General features: G+C 49.3%; 17 protein-coding genes. 10 read left to right on the forward strand and 7 right to left on the reverse strand.

What is annotated here, in order from left to right:
- Positions 1–96 precede the first annotated feature (96 nt).
- Positions 97–990, reverse strand: coding sequence for a PAS domain S-box protein (locus HOM51_04780; GenBank protein MBT5033814.1), 894 nt, complete (start codon positions 988–990; stop codon positions 97–99).
- A gap of 196 nt (positions 991–1,186) precedes the next feature.
- Positions 1,187–2,893, reverse strand: coding sequence for a formate--tetrahydrofolate ligase (locus HOM51_04785; protein ID MBT5033815.1), 1,707 nt, complete (start codon positions 2,891–2,893; stop codon positions 1,187–1,189).
- Between the two features lie 287 nt (positions 2,894–3,180).
- Between HOM51_04785 and HOM51_04790 the strand changes: the two genes are divergently transcribed.
- On the forward strand, positions 3,181–3,624 hold the full coding sequence (locus tag HOM51_04790) for a hypothetical protein (protein MBT5033816.1): 444 nt from the start codon (positions 3,181–3,183) through the stop codon (positions 3,622–3,624).
- Positions 3,625–3,637: 13 nt separating this feature from the next.
- Here HOM51_04790 and HOM51_04795 read toward each other — a convergent pair whose 3' ends face one another.
- Complete coding sequence (locus tag HOM51_04795) at positions 3,638–4,081, reverse strand: hypothetical protein (GenBank protein MBT5033817.1); 444 nt, start codon at positions 4,079–4,081, stop codon at positions 3,638–3,640.
- Between the two features lie 957 nt (positions 4,082–5,038).
- On the opposite strand from HOM51_04795, the gene HOM51_04800 reads away from it, so the two are divergent.
- Positions 5,039–7,450: a response regulator gene (locus tag HOM51_04800; protein ID MBT5033818.1), complete on the forward strand. Its 2,412-nt coding sequence runs from the start codon at positions 5,039–5,041 to the stop codon at positions 7,448–7,450.
- A gap of 20 nt (positions 7,451–7,470) precedes the next feature.
- Here the strand turns inward: HOM51_04800 and HOM51_04805 are convergent, their stop codons facing one another.
- On the reverse strand, positions 7,471–7,881 hold the full coding sequence (locus HOM51_04805; GenBank protein MBT5033819.1) for a hypothetical protein: 411 nt from the start codon (positions 7,879–7,881) through the stop codon (positions 7,471–7,473).
- A gap of 212 nt (positions 7,882–8,093) precedes the next feature.
- Entirely contained in the window at positions 8,094–8,414 is a 321-nt protein-coding gene (locus HOM51_04810) for a BolA/IbaG family iron-sulfur metabolism protein (GenBank protein ID MBT5033820.1), read from the reverse strand.
- A gap of 93 nt (positions 8,415–8,507) precedes the next feature.
- Here HOM51_04810 and HOM51_04815 point away from each other — a divergent pair, with 93 nt between their 5' ends.
- Positions 8,508–9,410, forward strand: a complete 903-nt coding sequence (locus HOM51_04815; protein ID MBT5033821.1) for an ROK family protein — start codon at positions 8,508–8,510, stop codon at positions 9,408–9,410.
- A gap of 65 nt (positions 9,411–9,475) precedes the next feature.
- Positions 9,476–9,709, forward strand: coding sequence for a Flp family type IVb pilin (locus HOM51_04820; GenBank protein MBT5033822.1), 234 nt, complete (start codon positions 9,476–9,478; stop codon positions 9,707–9,709).
- A gap of 6 nt (positions 9,710–9,715) precedes the next feature.
- On the opposite strand, the gene HOM51_04825 is transcribed toward HOM51_04820, so the two are convergent.
- A complete protein-coding gene (locus tag HOM51_04825) occupies positions 9,716–9,931 on the reverse strand; it encodes a hypothetical protein (protein MBT5033823.1) in 216 nt (71 codons plus the stop codon).
- Positions 9,932–10,198: 267 nt separating this feature from the next.
- Between HOM51_04825 and HOM51_04830 the strand changes: the two genes are divergently transcribed.
- The 6 genes from HOM51_04830 to HOM51_04855 all read left to right on the forward strand — a co-directional run bounded on the left by HOM51_04830 (position 10,199) and on the right by HOM51_04855 (position 18,461).
- A complete protein-coding gene (locus HOM51_04830) occupies positions 10,199–10,864 on the forward strand; it encodes a carboxymuconolactone decarboxylase family protein (GenBank protein ID MBT5033824.1) in 666 nt (221 codons plus the stop codon).
- A 148-nt stretch (positions 10,865–11,012) separates the two neighbouring features.
- On the forward strand, positions 11,013–12,002 hold the full coding sequence (locus HOM51_04835; protein ID MBT5033825.1) for an MBL fold metallo-hydrolase: 990 nt from the start codon (positions 11,013–11,015) through the stop codon (positions 12,000–12,002).
- 192 nt (positions 12,003–12,194) lie between these two features.
- Positions 12,195–13,817, forward strand: a complete 1,623-nt coding sequence (locus HOM51_04840; protein MBT5033826.1) for a caspase family protein — start codon at positions 12,195–12,197, stop codon at positions 13,815–13,817.
- Positions 13,818–14,022: 205 nt separating this feature from the next.
- Positions 14,023–15,012, forward strand: a complete 990-nt coding sequence (locus tag HOM51_04845; GenBank protein MBT5033827.1) for a TAXI family TRAP transporter solute-binding subunit — start codon at positions 14,023–14,025, stop codon at positions 15,010–15,012.
- A gap of 119 nt (positions 15,013–15,131) precedes the next feature.
- On the forward strand, positions 15,132–17,627 hold the full coding sequence (locus HOM51_04850; GenBank protein MBT5033828.1) for a TRAP transporter fused permease subunit: 2,496 nt from the start codon (positions 15,132–15,134) through the stop codon (positions 17,625–17,627).
- 3 nt (positions 17,628–17,630) lie between these two features.
- Positions 17,631–18,461 carry a polysaccharide deacetylase gene (locus tag HOM51_04855; GenBank protein MBT5033829.1) on the forward strand — a complete coding sequence of 277 codons (831 nt, stop codon included), beginning with the start codon at positions 17,631–17,633 and terminating at the stop codon, positions 18,459–18,461.
- Between the two features lie 3 nt (positions 18,462–18,464).
- Here the strand turns inward: HOM51_04855 and HOM51_04860 are convergent, their stop codons facing one another.
- Positions 18,465–19,607 carry a Gfo/Idh/MocA family oxidoreductase gene (locus tag HOM51_04860; GenBank protein MBT5033830.1) on the reverse strand — a complete coding sequence of 381 codons (1,143 nt, stop codon included), beginning with the start codon at positions 19,605–19,607 and terminating at the stop codon, positions 18,465–18,467.
- Positions 19,608–19,695: the final 88 nt, after the last annotated feature.

The raw sequence follows: 19,695 nt of genomic DNA on the forward strand, positions 1-19,695 counted from the left end.
CTCACCAACATAATCATCCAGTCGTTCGGGAAACAATGTGCTTTGGCTGCGATCCTCACCTTCAACAAAACGCTTCATAAAACCCTCCCGCCAAAACTATGGGAGAATCATATCATGCTTCGCGTTTTGACACAGCCTGGAACGTTTGCGGTCTTCGATATTGGTTCGGATTGAACATACGGCCGGGACGCCGCCCCAGTCGATAACGAATGAATGCCGTTGCACCCAGAATGTGTCACCGTATTTGTGCAAAGACCGCACTTCTTCCGCCTCTGTTATGACTTCTCCTCGAAGCCTTCGCTCATGGTGATCGCCATAAACTTGAATGTGCTCGGGGCTCATCAACTCCCGAGTTGATTCCAGGGCAAGAACTTCACTAGGTGAATTGTAACCGTGTAAATCAGCCAAGGCTTGATTGGCATAAAGTGGCACTCGATTACGGTGCACAAGTATGCCCTGTTTGGCATTATCAATCAGTGTGTGAAATCTTTCTTCGGCCTGACGCAAATTTTCTTCGGTATTTTTAGTCTCTGTTATATCCGTCCGCACGAGAACGATGCCGCCGTCGTTGGTCTTGTATTCATTCAATTGAATTATTTGACCGCTATCTAAGCGGCGTTGCAGCGGGCGTCCCGGATTTAAATGGGCTTTCATGCGTTCAATGATCCAGTCCTCATCACGAGCCTGATCGTCATCCAAGGTCCCTTTTTTTGGGCGCTCACGAAGAAAGTCGACAAAGCGCATGCCCGGCTTAATGAAGTCTTCCATACCTGGACGGGCCAGTCGAAAATTCTCGTTACAGAAAACCATCCGGTCGTCTTTATCAAAATAGGCGATTCCGCCGGTTAAACTTTCAATAGCATCCCTGAATTGGTTGATCTGCGGCCCAGGCTGGTTTTGTTGCTCACCTGCCGCGCAGCGCAGTTCCAACGCCTCAACTTTGGCAATAAGTTGGGCCTTCGATAAATTGGATAGGCTATCTTGCGACATTGAATATTCCGGCACGGTAGAGCCTGGCACGACGAAAAAAGCCACTCTCAGTTATATTTAATTTGTCCTAATTAAGTTTACCAAAGAGAGCATAGGCCAAATATTGAATGCTCCCAAATAAAAAAATCGTCCCAACCTTAATGGCGGGGACGATCTTTCCGAATACATTCTTTCTAAGGGTGCGCGAAGGATCGCTTTAGAACAATCCGACGATTTCGCCGTTTTCATCAACACCAATGCTATCGGCCGACGGAACCCGGGGAAGGCCCGGCATTGTCATGATATCACCACAGACCGCGACAATGAACTCGGCCCCGGCCGAAAGCCGTACTTCGCGAACCGGCAACGTGTGACCGGTTGGAGCCCCCTTCACGGTCGGGTCGGCAGAGAAGCTGTACTGAGTCTTAGCGATACAAACCGGGTAGTTTCCAAAGCCCAAGTCCTCCAGATCCTTAACCCGTGTTGCCACGGACTTATCAACGCTAATGTCATCAGCCCGATAAATCTTCTGAGCAACCGTCTTAATTTTCTCAAGGATCGGCATGTCATCAGGATAGAGGAAGTTGAAATCAGCGATTTCGTTATCGATGGTCTCAACAACGGCTTCAGCCAAGGGAATAGCACCGTTGCCGCCGTCGGCCCAGTGGTCAGACTCAACTGCCTTCACGCCACGCTCTGAACAATAATCCAAAACGGCCTGGACTTCGGCATCTGTATCAGCGGAGAACTTATTGATCCCCACGACCACCGGCAGACCGTAGCCTTTAATGTTCTCAATGTGTCGACCCAAGTTTTCAAGTCCAGCTTTAGTCGCGTCGACGTTTTCATTCTTGAGATCATCCTTGGCAACGCCACCGTGCATTTTTAGCGCGCGAATCGTGGCAACGATAACAACGGCGGAAGGCGCCAGGCCTGATTTCCGGCATTTGATATCGAGAAATTTCTCGGCTCCAAGGTCCGCACCAAAGCCAGCTTCGGTGACAACATAATCGGCTAATTTAAGCGCCGTCTTCGTTGCCAGTACAGAATTACAACCGTGTGCAATATTTGCAAAAGGACCGCCATGAATAAAGGCGAGGTTGTTTTCCAAAGTCTGCACCAGATTAGGCGCAAGAGCATCCTTCAATAGTGCCGTCATAGCGCCAGAAGCGTTGAGTTCTGAGGCGCGGACAGGCTTCCGCTCGCGGGTCAGGCCAACGACAATGTTGCCAAGACGCCGTTGCAGATCATCAAGGTCTGTCGCCAAGCAGAAGATCGCCATCACCTCAGATGCTACCGTGATATCAAAATGGTCTTCCCGGGGGAAACCATTTGCAACGCCGCCTAAGTTGGCAACGATTGAGCGCATGGCACGATCATTCATATCAACAACCCGGCGCCAAGTGACACGGCGCGCATCGATCCCGAGCTTATTCCCCCAGTAAATGTGATTATCGACCATGGCTGCCAACAAATTGTTGGCGATTCCGATGGCATGAAAATCGCCAGTGAAATGCAGGTTGATGTCTGTCATTGGCACGACCTGTGCGTAACCACCACCCGCAGCCCCCCCTTTCATCCCAAAGCAAGGGCCGAGGGAAGGTTCACGCAGGCAAATCATCGCCTTCTTGCCAATCTTATTCAGCGCATCGCCGAGACCGACCGTCGTCGTGGTCTTTCCTTCACCCGCAGGTGTCGGCGTGATCGCAGTCACAAGGATCATTTTGCCGTCAGGTTTATCAGCTAATGAATTGGTATAATCGAGGGAGACCTTAGCCTTGTAATGACCATAAGGCTCCATGGATTCAGCCGGAATTCCAAGCCGCTCCTCAGCAATTCCCAAAATAGGCTTCATTGATGCTTCTTGTGAAATCTCCAAATCACTTTTGGGATTTGCATGCTGTTCGGCGGCGGTGTGCGTCATAATTATCTCCGAAAACGACGGGGCTCAGGGCGCTCAACAGGCGCTACGGCCTCAGAATGAACAAAAATTCAATGCGAAACGGCCCATGCCACTGTATTATCACAGGCGAGGTCGCTGCACCGAAGGTAAGCATTGTTGCCAACCAATTTACAACTCATTGTCTTGGTATACCGTATACATGAACGATCTCGGCCTTAAAAGTCTTTAATTCGGCAATGGATCAAGTTAAACCCGCAACTAAGAATTTTATCGGCGATTAGCATTAGAGCAGACTCCAGAGCAGACAAATGAACAAACCTATTATGGACGAACCATCGAACGAAAATCAGGAAGGTTTAATCTTTTCCAAGATTATCCGCCACATTACGGAACAATTGTCTGATTTAAACGAAGACCAGCCCCCCGAAGAGGTGGAACAGATAAAATCTTTATTCATTGAGTTGGCAGATTCATTTGAACACAGCAGCGGGTTTGAATATGTAGCTGAACAGGCATTACCGCTTTCGCAGGCATTCGCCATGTTAGCCGCCGCTATGCAAGCGCTTTCAAATCAAGCATCTACGTTGGGTCATTCAGATGCTGCGGCTAAAATGCAATGGGCTGCTGCAACATCTAAAAATATTACGGCTCGATTGGAAGAAAATCATTTGAGCGGAGCCGGAGGAATTATCGCGCTGGATGACCGGGAAGCCGATTTGGAGATTGTCCCTACAAACGAAACAATTCAGTGACCGACAAATCAATTTAGTGGAATGTATCACCACTCGGAGACTGACGTCGGCGCCGCAATTCGTTTTTTAGACTTTTCAATTCGCCTAATTCGTATTCCAGGCTTTCCAAAAGCAGCTGTGTGTCTTCCTCACTCTCTTTGGGCTGCTCACCTATGGAGCCCTTTATTTGAGTAAATTCGGCGTCAATTTGTTCGGAGACAACATCAACGGCACCAATCACTTCGTCAATCTGAGCCGCTGAAATTTTGTCGATAATCACCTCTTGCTCCATCATCAGATCTGCATAAGCTGCGGCGTCAGTTTCGCCCAGTTCAGCCAACCGGCCGTCCAATTCTTGCCAAATTTCGCCCCACGCCGACAAAACGGACCCTTTACGCACGCCATCCGTTTCATCTGCTTGCTGTTCCAGGCAAACCATGATCCGCACGAATTGCCATATAACAAAATTAATCGGCATTAAGGTTTTTCCATAATTAAGAGGCAAAAAAATACTCCCCCGATATTGGGGGAGTATAAAGATCAATTAATTCTTCAGAAAGGTGTAGATCCAAATCAACGATACTTATGGATGTAGGCCTCTCACAAAATTTAAAAACCAGCCGCTTATGCGGCTTGATCGCCTTCGCGCCACGCGGCCGTACTTTTGCAAGACGGGCAAATACGTTCGCCAATATGATTGGACGTAAATCTTTCGTTGCACATCAAACACACGCGCTTCTTCTTAACATGTGGACGGTCCGAAGTAGGTTTTTTGTTATTTTCGTTCCTGGATGACATCAGGCAGCTCCATAATCAAAGTTACACTCTCCGTTTTCTGCCTTTTCAACAGCAAACGGCAACTAAGGGCCAACAGCTCTTCCATATTTTTCAGACGCCACAACGCCTATTTTAACGGCAAGCCACCAACCGAACCAAATATTTCATGCGCTAAACTCGCTAAGCATTCTATTGAGCAATTCGCGAGTCACTTCACTTCCCTGCGCCAAAGAAACGGTTTATACACGATTTTAGCCCCTGATGCATACTCAAAAATTCAAAAATCGCATGCAACCCTGCAATGCGCCTATCGCCGGTCTCTGTCAAAACGTAACTTTTATAAGCATTTTAGCTAGCGCAACAGTAAATCTTTCACTTTTCCACAACTCAAATTACGACTAGAATGCAACAGATCAATTATTTGGGAAGTTTTGACCTTACCTAAATATTCGATGGTATTGAGCGATATAGAAAATAATCTAGGTAAATATTGATAGTTTATGATTTTATTTAATATACAGTAACAATTTTACGAATTTGTTTAGTTAGAAATTCAGCGCTTCAGTTATATTGTGGTTATTATCTTCGGATACACAAATTGATATAGTCGCTGATCGCGAACTAAACTTTACTTAAACAATATGACAATTAAAAGAGAATGATTTTACGCCTAAATAGCAATCTAGCGCTTCAGCAGGCAAAAAATGCCGTTCTTGCGGCGTTTATTATTGGTGTTTTGCTAAGTGTTCCGCAAATCGTTTTCTCCATCAGGCAAGAACAAAACCTGGTGAATAAAACGATCGAGCAAGCCCTACAAACGTTGAAAGATTCTGCTTCAGAATCAGCCTATTATGTTGACGCCAATCTGGCTGATAAAGTCGTTGATGGATTGTTTCAGTATAAATCTATTATTAAAGCGGAAATTACGGCCAGCTTTGGTACGGTAGCGGCCCAGCGCTCGCGCCGCCTCGCATTTATGACTCGTGAACCGGGATCAAGCGGTTATAAATGGTGGATTGATCTATTTTTTGAAAATCGTTTCGAATTTGAGCAGCCTTTATTTGTTAAAAAGGCACCTCGCCAAGTCGGTATTTTGCGAGTCCGCGTAGACCCTAACATTGTCATCGCTGAAAATTTTGTCGAGGATATTTTATTCATCCTGGGCAGTGGATTTATTTTATATCTGGCCCTAGCCCTAATTCTATTTGCAATTTTTTATTATACCTTCACCAAGCCTCTAAAATTAGCGGCACTTGAAGTCGCAAAAGTTAATCCGGAAATGCCGCAATCTTCCACACTTTCTCTCCCGCCGGGCCATGAGAAAAATGAACTCGGTCGACTGATTGAAGGATTTAACGGCCTGTTGGTTAACCTGGGTGAAACCCTGAATCGCCGTGAAACAGCGGAGCAAGAATTAAGTAATGCCCGCGATGATCTCGAAATTAGAGTCGAAGAACGAACTCGAAAGCTGCGCCGGGAAATAACAGAACGCAAATATATGGAATCCGCTTTACGGAACAGCGAGGAACGTTTCCGGGACATCGCGGAGTGCGCATCAGACTGGTTTTGGGAGATGGATAAGAATTTAAGATTTACCTTTATCTCAGAAAAATTCTTTGAAATCACCCAGGTAAAACGTGAATCTGTAATCGGCAAAACCCGACTTGAAATATTAAAAGATAAAATCACATCGATGGAGCCTGAGCCGCGTCAAGTTCACCAAGACGATATGGAAAAGCATCGCCCCTTTACGCGTTTAGAACTGGCGATAAATAACGACGATGGCGACGTTTTTCACATTCTGATCAGTGGCAAGCCACTGTTTGGCGATAATGATGACTTCTTAGGCTATCGGGGGGCTGGTCGCGACGTTACCAGCCGCTGGGAATGGGAAGAGCAACTCAACGCCGCGATGGCGCGCGCTGACCAAGCAAGCCAGGCTAAATCTGACTTCTTAGCCAGCATGAGCCACGAACTGCGAACACCTTTGAACGGCATTCTTGGCTTCTCCCAATTGCTTGAGTTTAATCCAAAAGAACCCTTGAGCGATAACCAGTCCCAATATGTCGGCCATATTTTGCACGCCGGCAACCATCTATTGGACCTGATCAATCAGGTCTTAGACTTGGCTAAAATTGAAACCGGAAACATTCCATTAAACGTGGAACCCATCCGCGTAAATGACGTCGTCGCGGAATGTCAGGCCCTTCTCCAAACTGTTGCGGATTCTCGTAAAATAAAATTAACGCTTAACCTTGATGACCCGAGCCTACTCGTCTCCGCTGATTACACTCGTCTGAAGCAAGTCGTGGTGAATTTAGTGTCCAATGCGATCAAGTATAACCACAAAGGTGGGTCTGTTGAAATTTCGACTGAAGTTACAGACAACGATTCCATACGGATCTTGGTAAAAGATACAGGCCCTGGAATTCCCGAGGAAAATTTCAAGAATCTGTTCCAACCCTTTAACCGATTGGCGGCAGAAGGAAGTGGGATCGAAGGGACCGGCATTGGCCTGTCGATTGCTCGGAAATTGATCGATTTGATGAGCGGACAAATTGGCCTGGAAAGCACTGTCGGTGAAGGCTCAACATTTTGGATAGAACTGCCCGCCACTACTGATGACCTAGTGTCCACGAAACCAAAATTGGTAATGGCGGAAACCAACCACGAAACTGAGAACATTACCACCAACAGTACCGTCCTTTATGTCGAAGATAATCCTGCGAACCTTCAACTTATGGAAGATCTGTTATCGCACTTCCCAAATGTTCATATGCTATCAGCACACACCGGAGAATTAGGCCTGGAACTCGCGCAGGCGCACCAGCCTGACCTGATTTTAATGGATATAAACTTGCCCGATATGGATGGATACGAGGCATTAAAACATCTTCGCGATACTAAAGAAACTCAGAACATCCCCGTTCTGGCAATCAGCGCCAACGCCATGCCCAAAGACATTGAACGCGGCCTTGAAGCCGGTTTTAAGGAATACCTGACAAAGCCGTTAAATATTAAATCGGTGTTGAAGACAATCGATGAGGCACTCAATCAGATCGCCGTTTAAAAAAAATCGCGGCTATAATTCTAGAGCATGCCTGAAATTGTATTCCAATTGGCAATCACGGCGGCAAGCAGACCAATTATTATGACAAGAGCAAGGACCGGTTTCACCCACCCCATGGTGCTCTTGAGCTTTGCCTTTTTTGCTTGCTTGGCGTGTGCCGCTTGAACCCTGCCGCGCTTGCGGTTATCGATTCTTTTATCCTTGATGTCTCCGCGCTTATGCTCGGTTTTGCGCTTTTGCTTGGTCTTCTCTTCATTTTTAATTTCTTGTTGGCGCGCCTTGGCCTTCTGCACCTGTGCTTTGCGGGTGCCCTCGTGAGAATTCAACGCCTTCTCACTTTGCGCACGTGACGCAGCCTTTTTGGCAACCAGCTTTCTTGCCATTTCTTCTTCAATCGACATCTCGGGAGCTTGTTTCGCGTCTTCACTCATAACATCACCTGATCTTCTGAAGTAATCTGCCCATCACTAAAATACGAAGTCGTAATATTGTAGCACAACCGAAACGCGTCGAATAGACGCGGCGATGCATATCCTAATCCGCGTACCCTGTTGATTCAAAGATTAAATAATGAACAACTGACGCTTAACATTTTAGCTGTGCAAAGGACATTGTTAGAAATGCGATGACAAACAATTAGCGGTTATTGGTCAGCTTTACTGCCGCCCAAGCACTGCGGTGACGCAATAATTTCACCGCCCTTGGATGCCCATTCAGCCGCCGTCATCGTTTGCAGCGACAAAGCATGGATATCGTTTTTTAGCTCGCTCGTCAGAATTCCATTGATGGTTTGGTGCCGTTTGACCCGATTGACCCCTTCGAATTGATCACAGACAACAACGACCTTGAAATGTGATTCGGACCCAGGAGGAACGTTGTGCATGTGGCTTTCGTTAATGACCTCCAGATGCGCAGGTTGCAACGATGATATAATCTTGTTCTCGATGGTTTGTTGAATGGTCATTACTGGGTTCTCTCTAGTACTTCCGCTGACACGACATATAATACGTCAGGGCATCTTAATCCAGTCACACCAACTTCATAGGACCCTTCGGCCATGCGCATCGGCATTGACCTTGGCGGCACAAAGATTGAAGGCATCGTCCTTGATAACAAAGGTCGAGAGCGAACTCGAAAGCGCGTACCGACACCCAACGGTGATTATCAAGGCACGGTCTTTGCCATACGCGATCTGGTCGAAAGCCTCTGCAGAGAAGCAACCGTGGACAAAAAAATACCCGTCGGTATTGGTATTCCAGGTGCTATTTCCCCCGCCACGGGGTTGATCAAGAACGCCAACTCCACGTGCCTGATCGGCAAGCCCTTGGACAAAGATTTAGCAGACGCTACCGGCCGAGACATTCGTCTGGCGAACGATGCCGACTGTTTCACCATCTCAGAAGCCACGGATGGTGCAGGCCAAGGGTTTCGCACTGTATTTGGTGTCATTCTAGGCACCGGGTGCGGGGGCGGCTTTGTCGTTGAGGGGAAATTGCTCAACGGTCCGAATGCGATCACTGGAGAATGGGGTCACAATCCCCTGCCTTGGGCCAGCGATGCTGAACGACCGGGTCCCAAATGTTATTGCGGCAAGCAGGGCTGCATCGAAACTTTTGTGTCTGGCCTAGGGTTGTCGAAAGCCTATGAAGAATGTACCGGCGAGTTCAGAACCGCTGCTGAAATCTCAGCCTTGGCGAAAAGCGAAGATATCGCGGCAGTACAGGCTTTGTCGCTTTATGAAACTCGTCTGGCCCGCGCCCTTGCAGGCATCATTAATGTTCTCGACCCTCACGTGATTGTCCTGGGGGGCGGGCTATCAAACATTGATCGACTTTACAGGACCATTCCCCAACTCTGGGGTCAGTGGGTCTTTTCAGATGAAGCAGAGACACCGCTTATCCAAAACAAGCACGGTGATTCCAGTGGTGTGCGCGGGGCGGCCTGGTTGTGGGATTATTAACTGAGAGATTTGGGATAATTGTGTTTGATGTGTTAGTATTGAACCTGGAAAGGCGCAGGCTTTTTATGAATGTTTTACGTCTTATTGCAGGTATTTTTACTGCCACCCATAGATATCGCACCGGACTCTGGAGGGCTTACCCAGCCCTGATAAAAGACCGGCAGGGGGCCACGGCGATCGAATATGCACTCATTGCGTCATTAATCTCCATCGCCATCATTGGGTCGTTAACATTCTTCTCCGGTGGCGTCAGCGACATGTTCAACAATGTTTCCAATACGTTGCAGTCTAATATCTAGAGAAATTTAGGCGTTAAATGACGTCAGGCTGATCCACATCCGACGGTCGCGCAGGGCGGTTTCAGATAGGGTAATGTTGCGGCAATGGGCACGCCGGGATTCAAGCTGTACATGCGGGGGAAGCCCCGGCATTTCAAGCAATCGCTTCACTTTCCAGACCACATAAGATGCCTCTGGTCGAACAAACATTTCGCCTTTTTGGATGGGGGACGCCTGTGCCATTTCAACCACCTTTTCGTTCTACGACTCTATTGCCTAAAACATACCAGCCATTGGTTACGTAAGGTTTAACACTTAAAATGTTGTCTTGCTGTGATCCCCATCACGGTTGAAAAGCCAGGTCCTTTTCACGGGGCTCACATTGCTAATTAAAACGAACCAACGGCCGAGCGAATCTCCTAAGCGCAAAGGGCGAGACATGACCTCTCCACTCCGTCTATAGTAAATGTACGCAAAATCATTGACGCCAATTATTCGTAGGAAAAAGATATGCCCAAGCAACGCATTAGCTACGTGGACCCAGCAGATATCACTGACGAGGCCATGCTTAAGGAATTCAACCGCTGCGCCACCGAAGGTACGCCCAGGCCTGAAAGCCAAGCCATTCGCGCCCATGTCCCGGCAACATTCTGGGCCTTCGCCAACACCTGGCATGATGTGTTTCATAATGGCGTTGCGGAGCATTCGATCAAGGAACTGTGTCGGGTCTATGTCTCTCATTCGGTCAAGTGCGAGTTCTGCGGAAATCAGCGTTCCATTCAGTCGGCCAAAAAGGGCCTGATCGAAAAGGACTATATCGACCTGCTGCATTTCGAAAACAATCCGCGCTATGATGAGCGCCAAAAGGCCGCGCTCGCCTATACCGAATCCATCACCTGGGACCTGGAAGCGGATGATGCTTTGTGGGAACGGCTTTATAAGCATTACAGCGAGGCCGAAATTGTCGAGATCGGCTTCTTCGTCGCCATCACCATGGGTCAACAACGCTGGCTCAGAACCCTCAACATAGACCACCATAAAGTCATGGCGGGGACCGATGCCTCCATGGCGCCCGGTTGTGAGACTGAAGACGACTATAAAAGTACGAAAGACTCAGACGAGTACTGGGCGAAGAAATCCTCCAAACATGCAAAAGGATCTGTGGCGGCGGAATAGTTTCTTCTTCAAGGATTTTTGTTGAGGCGCGAGGCTGAACCTATTTTTCGTAGGCCCCTTTTTTTGTAGGCCCCTTTTTTTCGTAGGCCAAAGCCTAAATCTCCCTTATAAACGAACCGCTATAATTTACATCAAACAGGGAAATGTCATGAAATTTCGATTTTTAATCCTCGCGGCGTTGATGATGGCAGTCGTTTATGTGCCATCTGCGAATGCCAAATCTGACGCTGACTTTCAGGTCGTTCTGCTTGGAACGGGAACACCGCCGCCCCTCGCGTCCCGCTTTGGCCCGGCGACGCTGGTTATCGCTGGCAAGAAGCGCATATTGTTCGATGCCGGGCGTGGCGTAACAATTCGGCTATGGCAGGATAAGATAAGACTTGGCAGCATCGATTACCTCGTCCTGTCGCACCTGCATTCGGATCACGTCGTCGGAATTCCTGATCTTTGGTTGACGGGCTGGCTGAATTCTCCGTTTTCACGCCGCAAGGGCAACTTCAAAGTTCGGGGTCCTGAAGGTACAGTCAGTTTGATGAACGGTCTGCGCAAGGCCTATGACTGGGATATTCAAACCCGCATGGCGGATCAGAAGCTGCCTTTGGCAAACGTTACCATCGACGCCAAAGATCACGGCGCGGACCAAGTTGTCATTGATGAAGACGGGGTAAAGGTCACATCAATCCAGGTCAATCATGGCGCGAAGATCAAACCCGCGTACGGTTATCGGATTGATTATGGCGGACGCACCGTGATTTTATCCGGCGATACAAAATACAATGAGAACCTCGCTAACAAAGCTAAGGGCGCAGACCTCTTTGTACACCACGTCGCCGCTGCCAAACCGGCACTCCTGAAAACTAAGAAGTTTTGGAAAGTGATCCTCGCGCACCACACATCACCGGAAGAAGCTGGCAAAATTTTCTCCATTTCCAAGCCCAAGATGGCAGCATTCACGCACCTCGTGTTGCTAACCAACGGCAAAATTAAGCCGCCAAGCTTTCCAGATCTCATAAAGCGGACGCGGACCAACTACAGCGGTCCATTGGTCGTTGGTAAAGACCGCATGCGCTTTATCGTCGGCAAAGACGGCGTGAAGATCGTGCAACCGCCTAAGGGCAAAAAGAAAATGAAAAAATAGTCACGGTTCGACGAATTTTCGACGGAAAACCCTGCCCTTCTAGGCAGGGTTTTCTTTTGCCTGCACGGTTCCATGACGAGAGGCAGAAAACTCACGTGGACCCAGCAGATATTATTGATCCGTGTATCGGCATTGCATAGGCCATCGTGTATCAGTCATACTATTGGTTGAGTCATATCAGGGGACTGTTTCATGGGTGTTGAACGAGTCTTGTGGATGAGCGTCATGGCGTTTGTGATGGCAGCGACCATCATCGACTTGCCCGTTGCCGACGCCGCGTCGCGTGGCCTTTCGGTACAATTGCGCACCAGCGAAGCCAAAAACGCGCCGGTTGCCGGAGAGGTAAAACTTTACAGCCAGAGTTATGCGTTGATCATTGGCATTGACGCCTACACGAATGGTTGGCCGCGTTTGTCAAATGCGGTCAAGGACGCCGAGTTGGTCGCCGTTGCGCTTCGTAATAAGGGCTTTGACGTTACCTTGAAGACAAACCTCAAGTCGACAGAATTTAAATCCGTGTTCGAAGAGTTTTTTGTCATCAAAGGCAAGAACCCTGAAGCCCGGCTGTTTGTTTGGTTCGCAGGCCACGGTCATACCATCGATGGCGAGGGCTACCTTGTTCCTGCTGATGCGCCCAGGGCGGATGCTGACGAAACGTATTTCAAGCTCCGCTCCTTACCCCTTCGAACTTTTGGTACGTATGCTCGCCAAGCCAATGCAAAACATGTCTTTAATGTATTTGATAGCTGCTTTGCCGGAACAGTATTCAATGCCCAGAGATCACTTCCGCCTGCCGCCATTACGCGAGCAACGGTTCAACCAGTGCGCCAATTCCTGACATCCGGCGACGCTGACCAAGTCGTCAGCGATGACGGACGATTCCGCCGGTTGTTCCTGCGCGCGTTGAAAGGCGGCGAGCGGGTGGATGCCAACGCAGACGGTTACGTCACCGGCAGCGAGATGGGTATGTTCCTAACCGACCGGCTAACCAATTTAACAAAGGCCAAGCAAACGCCACGCTATGGTAAGCTGAACGATGATCAATATGACCGTGGCGATTTCGTATTTAAGTTGGCTTCGGTTTCTCCGGTACCCATTACAGGTCGCACATTATCTAGTGCGCCTACGCAAAGCGTGGATCGGGAGGCCCTATTCTGGCAGTCGATTAAGAATAGCCGGAGCCCGGCTGATTTTGGGGATTATTTGGAAAAATTCCCCAATGGTATATTTACCTCGCTCGCCCAGCGCCGTCTAACCGCGCTCAGTTCAGAGACAAGGCTCAAAGCGAACGGGATTCCGGAACAAGAGGGCAAGCCGACGGAACAGGCACAGCGAAAACTTTTTGAGACACTCCTCACCGAAGGCGACAAGGCGATGCGACAGCACCAAAAAACCGCTTCGGTCAATAAATTCAAGCGGGCACTTACCCTCTACCCAAACGATAGGAAGGCTCAGGAACGCTTGAACCAAGCGAAAAAACTAGTCGATCTATGCGGTAAAATTGCCGGTGACTGGAATCATGATTGGGGCTTTGGCGTTGGTGACGTCACACTATCCGTCAACGGCAAGGCGTACTCTCGTTTTTGGCTCGGGAACAACTCCGGTCAATGGAAATGTGTCGACGGCAAAAGCGGTAAATTTGTTATTGGATGGAGTAGTGACAATATAGAAACTGTTCAGATGCTAGCGAACGGCAACGAATTCAAAGGCGTAAATAATCTAGGGGTCAGCGTCCACGGTACCCGCAGGGGCTCGCCCGAGGCAGAGGCCAAGCTAGAAGAAGAGAATTCATTTTTGAATGAGGACTATTATTGAGGCCATTGATCGTTCGTGCGCCGTATATTTTATGTCTTAGGCATTTCCCCGTATTGAGACCGACCACAGCCCTAAAATCTCAAATATTTAATTGAACCCGTTGGTTCTATATGACAGGCTGATTTTACATTGCCTGATGAAGACAAAAAAAAGACAAGATGGCGATGCATCATCACGAAGAAAACAGAGATTACGGGAGGATACTATGAAATTATTAAAAGCACTTATCATCGTTGGTGGCGGCCTTGCTATGGCTGCATCGGCGCAAGCAGCAGAAAAATACCGCTTCGGCGGCGGCCCCTCAGGCGGTGCGTGGCACCCGGCGATCAGCGCCGGCACGCAAATCCTGAATAAGGACTTGAAGGGGAAGTTTAATTTTCAATATTCGCCATCCGGTGGATCTGTCGCCAACGTGCGTCGGGTCAGCTTGGGCGAGTTCGCAACATCTTGGGGCCATATCGGTCAGGTCTTTCAGTCTTGGAACGGTGTTGGTCTGTTCAAGAAAGATGGTGCCAGCAAAGACTTCCGCGTCGTTGCCAACGTCCGGGCACAAACCCAAATTATTGCCGTGTTGGCTGACAACCCGATCAAATCTTTCTCGGATATGAAGGGCAAAGTCGTCAATCTATTGAGCCGTGGCTCCGGTAGTAACGTGAACTGCATGAACCTGTTCCGGGCCATCGGCGTGCTCGATAAAGTTGAGCAACGCTTCCTTGGCTTTAGCGCATCAGGCCGCGCCTTGGGTGATCGCCAAATTGATGTTTACTGCTCTGCCGGTGCTCCGTTTACGATCCCTGCATTGACCCAGCTTTCGGTTCGCAAACCCGTGCGTTATATCTCCATGACCGAAGCAGAGCAGAAAAAAGTCACGTCCGCTCATAAATTCTATGTTCCGAAAACGATCCCGGTTCAGAAGGACGTTAAAGGCATGAACGCGCCTGCACGGACCATCGCTTATGATGTGTGGTGGATTGCGCACAAGCAGATGTCTGATGATGCTGTTTACAGCATGCTCAAGGTTATTGCTGATCCGGGCAACCTTAAGAAGCTGACCAAGACGGCGCGCTACTGGCGTGACCTCAGCGGCAACTTCGACGCCCTGGTACAACATAAAATTCCCGTTCACCCAGCAGCGGCCAAATACTGGTCCGAACGCGGTGTAAAAGTACCTGGCAGCGTCGTTAAAGGGTACTAAGAAGTTATATTCGCCGCGTCATTGGCGGCATATTCGGTACGGCGCGAGGGGTATAAAAATCTCTCGCGCCAAGCCGTACGCCCAATTGGGGAGCGCGGTAAGTATAGCGTAGGTAAAAAATGTCGACGAACGTTCTTTCTGTCTTAATGAAGGTAGGGCTTGTTTCCGAGGAAATGGCTCAGCCTCGTACAATTGACGGCCCTGCAAAAATATTTCTTTCGATTGTAGCTGTCGGATATTCATATTTTTTCATTCATATTTCATTCTTTGGACCGCCGGTCGCAGAGATATTCAAAGGAACCTTTCTCTTAGGAACCGCTGTCCTATCGGTCATTCTTTTCAAGGGGCGCCACAAATCGCTTAGCGAGGGGGTTGTCTGGCTCGACGAAATATTCACCTTCCTCATGATCGTCTTCATGTGCATGTTTTTGGCGATTTGGGGATACTGGCAGTTTTTTGAAAATGTCTACCTATGGAACAAATTCGCCAATACCAATGTCGCCATAGCTGCGGCTGTCGGGTGCATATTAGGCGCGGCTCTCTACTGGCGAGAGGCAAACCGAATTACGACATCTGACAATCCTACAATTTCAGATTGGTTATATGTGGTGGCATCGGTTGGGCCGATCGCTTTTTGGATCATCAACAATGATGAACTTGCCGCAAGGGTAGGCAGCCCGGTCCCGGCAGAAGTGGTCTTCTACTCTGGCCTTCTTGCCGCTGTCAGTTTTGATATTGCCCGACGCATTGTCGGGCCGATCATTCCACTGCTTGGATTCCTTTTCCTGATATATTCGTTTGCCCCCGTCGCTCAAATGGCGCCGGGTCTTTTTGAGCACCAAGGTTTCGGGCTCGCACGGGTGATGGAATTCCTCATGCTCGAAGCCGACGGCATGACAGGATTGATCGTCGAAGTCTTTGCGACCTATGTGGTCATCTTCGTCATCATCGGTGCATTTTTGGAAAAAACAGGCCTAGGCGCACTGTTTATCGATACCACCTATCGGCTTACTGGCCAAAGAACGGGAGGACCGGGCCTCGCTTCAGTTACCAGCAGTGGCCTCTTCGGCATGATTTCAGGCAGTGGTGTTGCCAACGTCGTGACGACCGGCACGTTTACAATTCCGTTGATGAAACGGGTTGGGTATAAACCGGAATTTGCGGGTGCCGTTGAAGCGGCAGCATCAACTGGCGGGTCCTACATGCCGCCGATCATGGGTGCTGGTGCATTTCTGCTCGCTCAGCTGACAGAAACAAGCTACTTTGACATCATTAAAATCGCTCTAATTCCAGCTCTGCTGTACTACCTCTCGGTCGGCCTAATTGTTTATATTCGTGCCAAGCGCATGGGGTTGCATGGTGTTCCTAAGGAAGAATTACCGTCCTGGGCACGGATTATTCCTCGGCTTCATATGCTGCTACCAATCCCGTTCATGGTTTATTATCTGGTCATCGGCGACTCTGCTTTTCTGTCTGCAGTCAAGACGATCTGCCTGATTGTCGTGCTGAAAACTGTTGACCTGTTAATGGAAGTGAAGACCCCTTGGTCAGAGAAATCAGCAAAAATATTTCTGGCAATTTCTCTCTTGTTCGGCACGTTTTCCTATACCTTGGGACTCAAAGTCGGCGCGCCGTTCTCCTGGTTTGCGGATACACTCCGAGGCCTCAACTATGGGGATGCGCTGTTTTGGACCGTGGCTTGCTTCACGGTGTTAAAGGTAGGCGAATTAATTTATGCAGCAACCCAGCCTGCTGAAACCGGCACCGACCTGGACGGTAACGAAGTAACAATTTCTGGCCCTGGTATGTTAGCCAATTTGGGCGGTGTCTTCGTCAAACTCGTTAAAGTTATCTGGATATCAATGGAAACGGGTGCGAAAAACACCCTTGTCATTAGCTGTATTGCGGGCGTTTTGGGCATTCTTTTATCCAGTGCAACGCAAAGCGATTTGCCAGGAAGAATTTCCTCGCTCCTGATTGACCTCAGCTTCGGGCTACTGCCGTTGACGATCTTCTGGGTGATTATCGCTGGTTACGTTGTCGGCATGGGTTTGCCGATTACTGCCAGTTACGTGATCTTGGTGATCTTTAGTGTCGGTGCGCTAACTGAATTTGGGGTGCCAACTCTTGCAGCGCACTTGATCTGCTACTGGGTCGCGGTCACCAGCGCGGTGACGCCTCCGGTGGCACTGGCGGCCTACGCAGCGAGTGCGATCGCCAAGTCTGATCCGATCAAAACTGGACTGGAGGCGATGAAGCTCGCCTCGCTGATCTTCATTATGCCGTTCTTATTCGTCTATACACCACTTTTGCTCGACGGTACGACAATGGATATCACGCTCACCACCATCGCCTGTACAATCGGAGTCGTTGCCTGGGCCGGGTTCTTGGAAGGCCATATCCTGCGCGATATGGTTACGTTCGAGCGGGTCATGATAGGCTTATCCGGGCTATGCCTGCTCTTGCCCATGGACCATTTAGTGATGTGGGTCCTCGGGATGGAAGGCGATTACCGCTATCAGGTATACTTGATCGGGGTCCTGCTGCTGGCAATGACGCTAATCTTGCAGAAACTGCGCAATGGTCGAGAACCGCAGAAAGCTGGGAATTTATAGCCTATGGCGCAACACATCGTTTGTCTGACCTTCGATTTCGACACCATGTCGGGATTTATGGCCAGAGGCTTCACCACGCCAACGCCCATATCCCGAGGCGAATTTGGCAATGTCGGTGCCCAGAGGCTGCTCGGATTTCTTGAAAAGCACAGCATCCCGGCAACATGGTTCATCCCTGGCTTCACCATCGAAACTTACCCTGAGACCTGTGACGCAGTGGTTGAGAAAGGCCACGAGATTGCGCACCACGGCTGGACTCACGTCCCTCCCGCCCAACTCAGCCGGGAACAGACGGAAGAAGAAATGATCCGCGCCAATGAGGCCATTAAACGGATCAGCGGCCAATACGCGCGCGGCTATCGCTCACCATCGTGGGACTTAAATCCAGATACCCTGGACCTTCTCCTCAAGCACGACTTTTACTACGACACCAGCATGATGGGGCATGACTACATCCCCTATCGCGTCCGCCAAGGGGATGTTATCGACTTGCAACAGCCGATGAAATTTGGTGCTGACACGTCTTTAATTGAGATGCCGATCAGCTGGTCCCAAGACGACCACCCGCATTTTGAAATGACCCCGGACCGCCCCGGGCACCGAAACGCCAACAGTGTTCTCGAAAACTGGGTTGATGATTTTACCTATATGACCCAGATCGACGATTGGGGCATCATCACCTACACCTGCCACCCTTATGTGATCGGTCGGGGGCATCGGATGATGATGCTGGAACGACTGGTCACCCGACTTCGGGACCAGGGTGCTGAGTTTATGACAATGGAGGATGCTGCACGGGTGTTTGATAAGCGGACACCGTTCGCCGGGGCTTAAAGATCAATCGCCAATATCAATCACTCGGCGTTCCTCTACACTGCGGTACGCCGCATCAATAAATTCAATCGCCTTCACCCCTTGATCAAGTCCAAACGGGAACGGTCCACCTTCCATTACATAGCGCAGATACAATTCCCAACCGTACCGAAAACTGTGCTTGAAGGGTTCGAAGTCGGGTTCCTCTGTCCACGCATCGAACAGGTTAAGGTGCTGTCCCTTTTCAGTCTCCAGTCTCGGCATCGACGTGTTTTCGAGGCTTTGTGTCCAACACTTGTGCGAAGATGCAATGGCAGAACCGTTCGTTCCATCAACATGAATGGTCATCACGTCATCGCGTCGGACCCGGGTCGCCCAGGTCGTCAGCAGTTGCGCAGGCACGCCACCTGCTAATGTCAGAAGGGCATTGGCTGTGTCTTCAACATCAACAGCGAAGATATTACCGTCCTCGTCCACGCGTTCGGGAATTTTGGTGGAGGTCTGGCAATATATGCTCTCCACACCACCAAACAGGTGGTTCAGGATGTAGCCCCAATGCGGGAACATATCCAACACCAAGCCACCGCCATATTTTTTCCGATAATTCCAGCTCGGTCGTTGACCCGGCTTGTCCTTGCCATCAAATATCCACCAGCCAAATTCAATTTTTGCGGAGACAATTCGGCCAAGGGAATCGCTGTCCAATATCCGTTTTAATTTTCGAAAGCCGGGCATGAATATCTTATCCGTAATAACCCCGTGACAGATTTCGGCAGCCTCTGCTGCTTTCAATACGGACCGGGCTTCGTCCAACGAATTTGCGATCGGCTTTTCCGTATAGATATGTTTGCCTGCGGCAATGGCCTTTTTTAGACGCGATTCACGCCCCATCGTCACCGAGGAATCGAAGTAAATTGTATAATCGGGATTGGCCAAGGCTGCATCTAGATCGGTGGTCCAATTTTTAAGACCAAATTTTTCCCCAACCTGCTTCAATTTAGATTCGTTTCGCCCGACCATAAGAATATCGGGAACAGCCCGGTCACCACCTGCCAACGATAAACCGCCTTCGCCCAAGATTGGCACGAGGACATTGCCTAAATGTTGACGCTGCGCAATCTGAGCTGTTGCGCCGTTCAGAATGATCCCAATTCGCCGATCCGCCATCCGGCGTTCTCCTCATTTTAAGTATGAAATTCTCAACTTTATTAGCCATGCATAGGGTAGGAAAACAAGTCCAGATTGGAAGGCTTCA

The sequence above is a fragment of the Rhodospirillaceae bacterium genome (genome assembly GCA_018660465.1).
Taxonomy (GTDB): domain Bacteria; phylum Pseudomonadota; class Alphaproteobacteria; order Rhodospirillales; family JABJKH01; genus JABJKH01.

Coding starts and splice junctions, on each gene's coding strand:
- HOM51_04790 (MBT5033816.1), top strand. CDS start 3,181: ATGAACAAACCTATTATGGACGAACCATCGAACGAAAATCAGGAAGGT.
- HOM51_04785 (MBT5033815.1), bottom strand. CDS start 2,893: ATGACGCACACCGCCGCCGAACAGCATGCAAATCCCAAAAGTGATTTG.
- HOM51_04815 (MBT5033821.1), top strand. CDS start 8,508: ATGCGCATCGGCATTGACCTTGGCGGCACAAAGATTGAAGGCATCGTC.
- HOM51_04780 (MBT5033814.1), bottom strand. CDS start 990: ATGTCGCAAGATAGCCTATCCAATTTATCGAAGGCCCAACTTATTGCC.
- HOM51_04820 (MBT5033822.1), top strand. CDS start 9,476: ATGAATGTTTTACGTCTTATTGCAGGTATTTTTACTGCCACCCATAGA.
- HOM51_04860 (MBT5033830.1), bottom strand. CDS start 19,607: ATGGCGGATCGGCGAATTGGGATCATTCTGAACGGCGCAACAGCTCAG.
- HOM51_04835 (MBT5033825.1), top strand. CDS start 11,013: ATGAAATTTCGATTTTTAATCCTCGCGGCGTTGATGATGGCAGTCGTT.
- HOM51_04855 (MBT5033829.1), top strand. CDS start 17,631: ATGGCGCAACACATCGTTTGTCTGACCTTCGATTTCGACACCATGTCG.
- HOM51_04845 (MBT5033827.1), top strand. CDS start 14,023: ATGAAATTATTAAAAGCACTTATCATCGTTGGTGGCGGCCTTGCTATG.
- HOM51_04850 (MBT5033828.1), top strand. CDS start 15,132: ATGTCGACGAACGTTCTTTCTGTCTTAATGAAGGTAGGGCTTGTTTCC.
- HOM51_04800 (MBT5033818.1), top strand. CDS start 5,039: ATGATTTTACGCCTAAATAGCAATCTAGCGCTTCAGCAGGCAAAAAAT.
- HOM51_04830 (MBT5033824.1), top strand. CDS start 10,199: ATGCCCAAGCAACGCATTAGCTACGTGGACCCAGCAGATATCACTGAC.
- HOM51_04840 (MBT5033826.1), top strand. CDS start 12,195: ATGGGTGTTGAACGAGTCTTGTGGATGAGCGTCATGGCGTTTGTGATG.
- HOM51_04810 (MBT5033820.1), bottom strand. CDS start 8,414: ATGACCATTCAACAAACCATCGAGAACAAGATTATATCATCGTTGCAA.
- HOM51_04825 (MBT5033823.1), bottom strand. CDS start 9,931: ATGGCACAGGCGTCCCCCATCCAAAAAGGCGAAATGTTTGTTCGACCA.
- HOM51_04795 (MBT5033817.1), bottom strand. CDS start 4,081: ATGCCGATTAATTTTGTTATATGGCAATTCGTGCGGATCATGGTTTGC.
- HOM51_04805 (MBT5033819.1), bottom strand. CDS start 7,881: ATGAGTGAAGACGCGAAACAAGCTCCCGAGATGTCGATTGAAGAAGAA.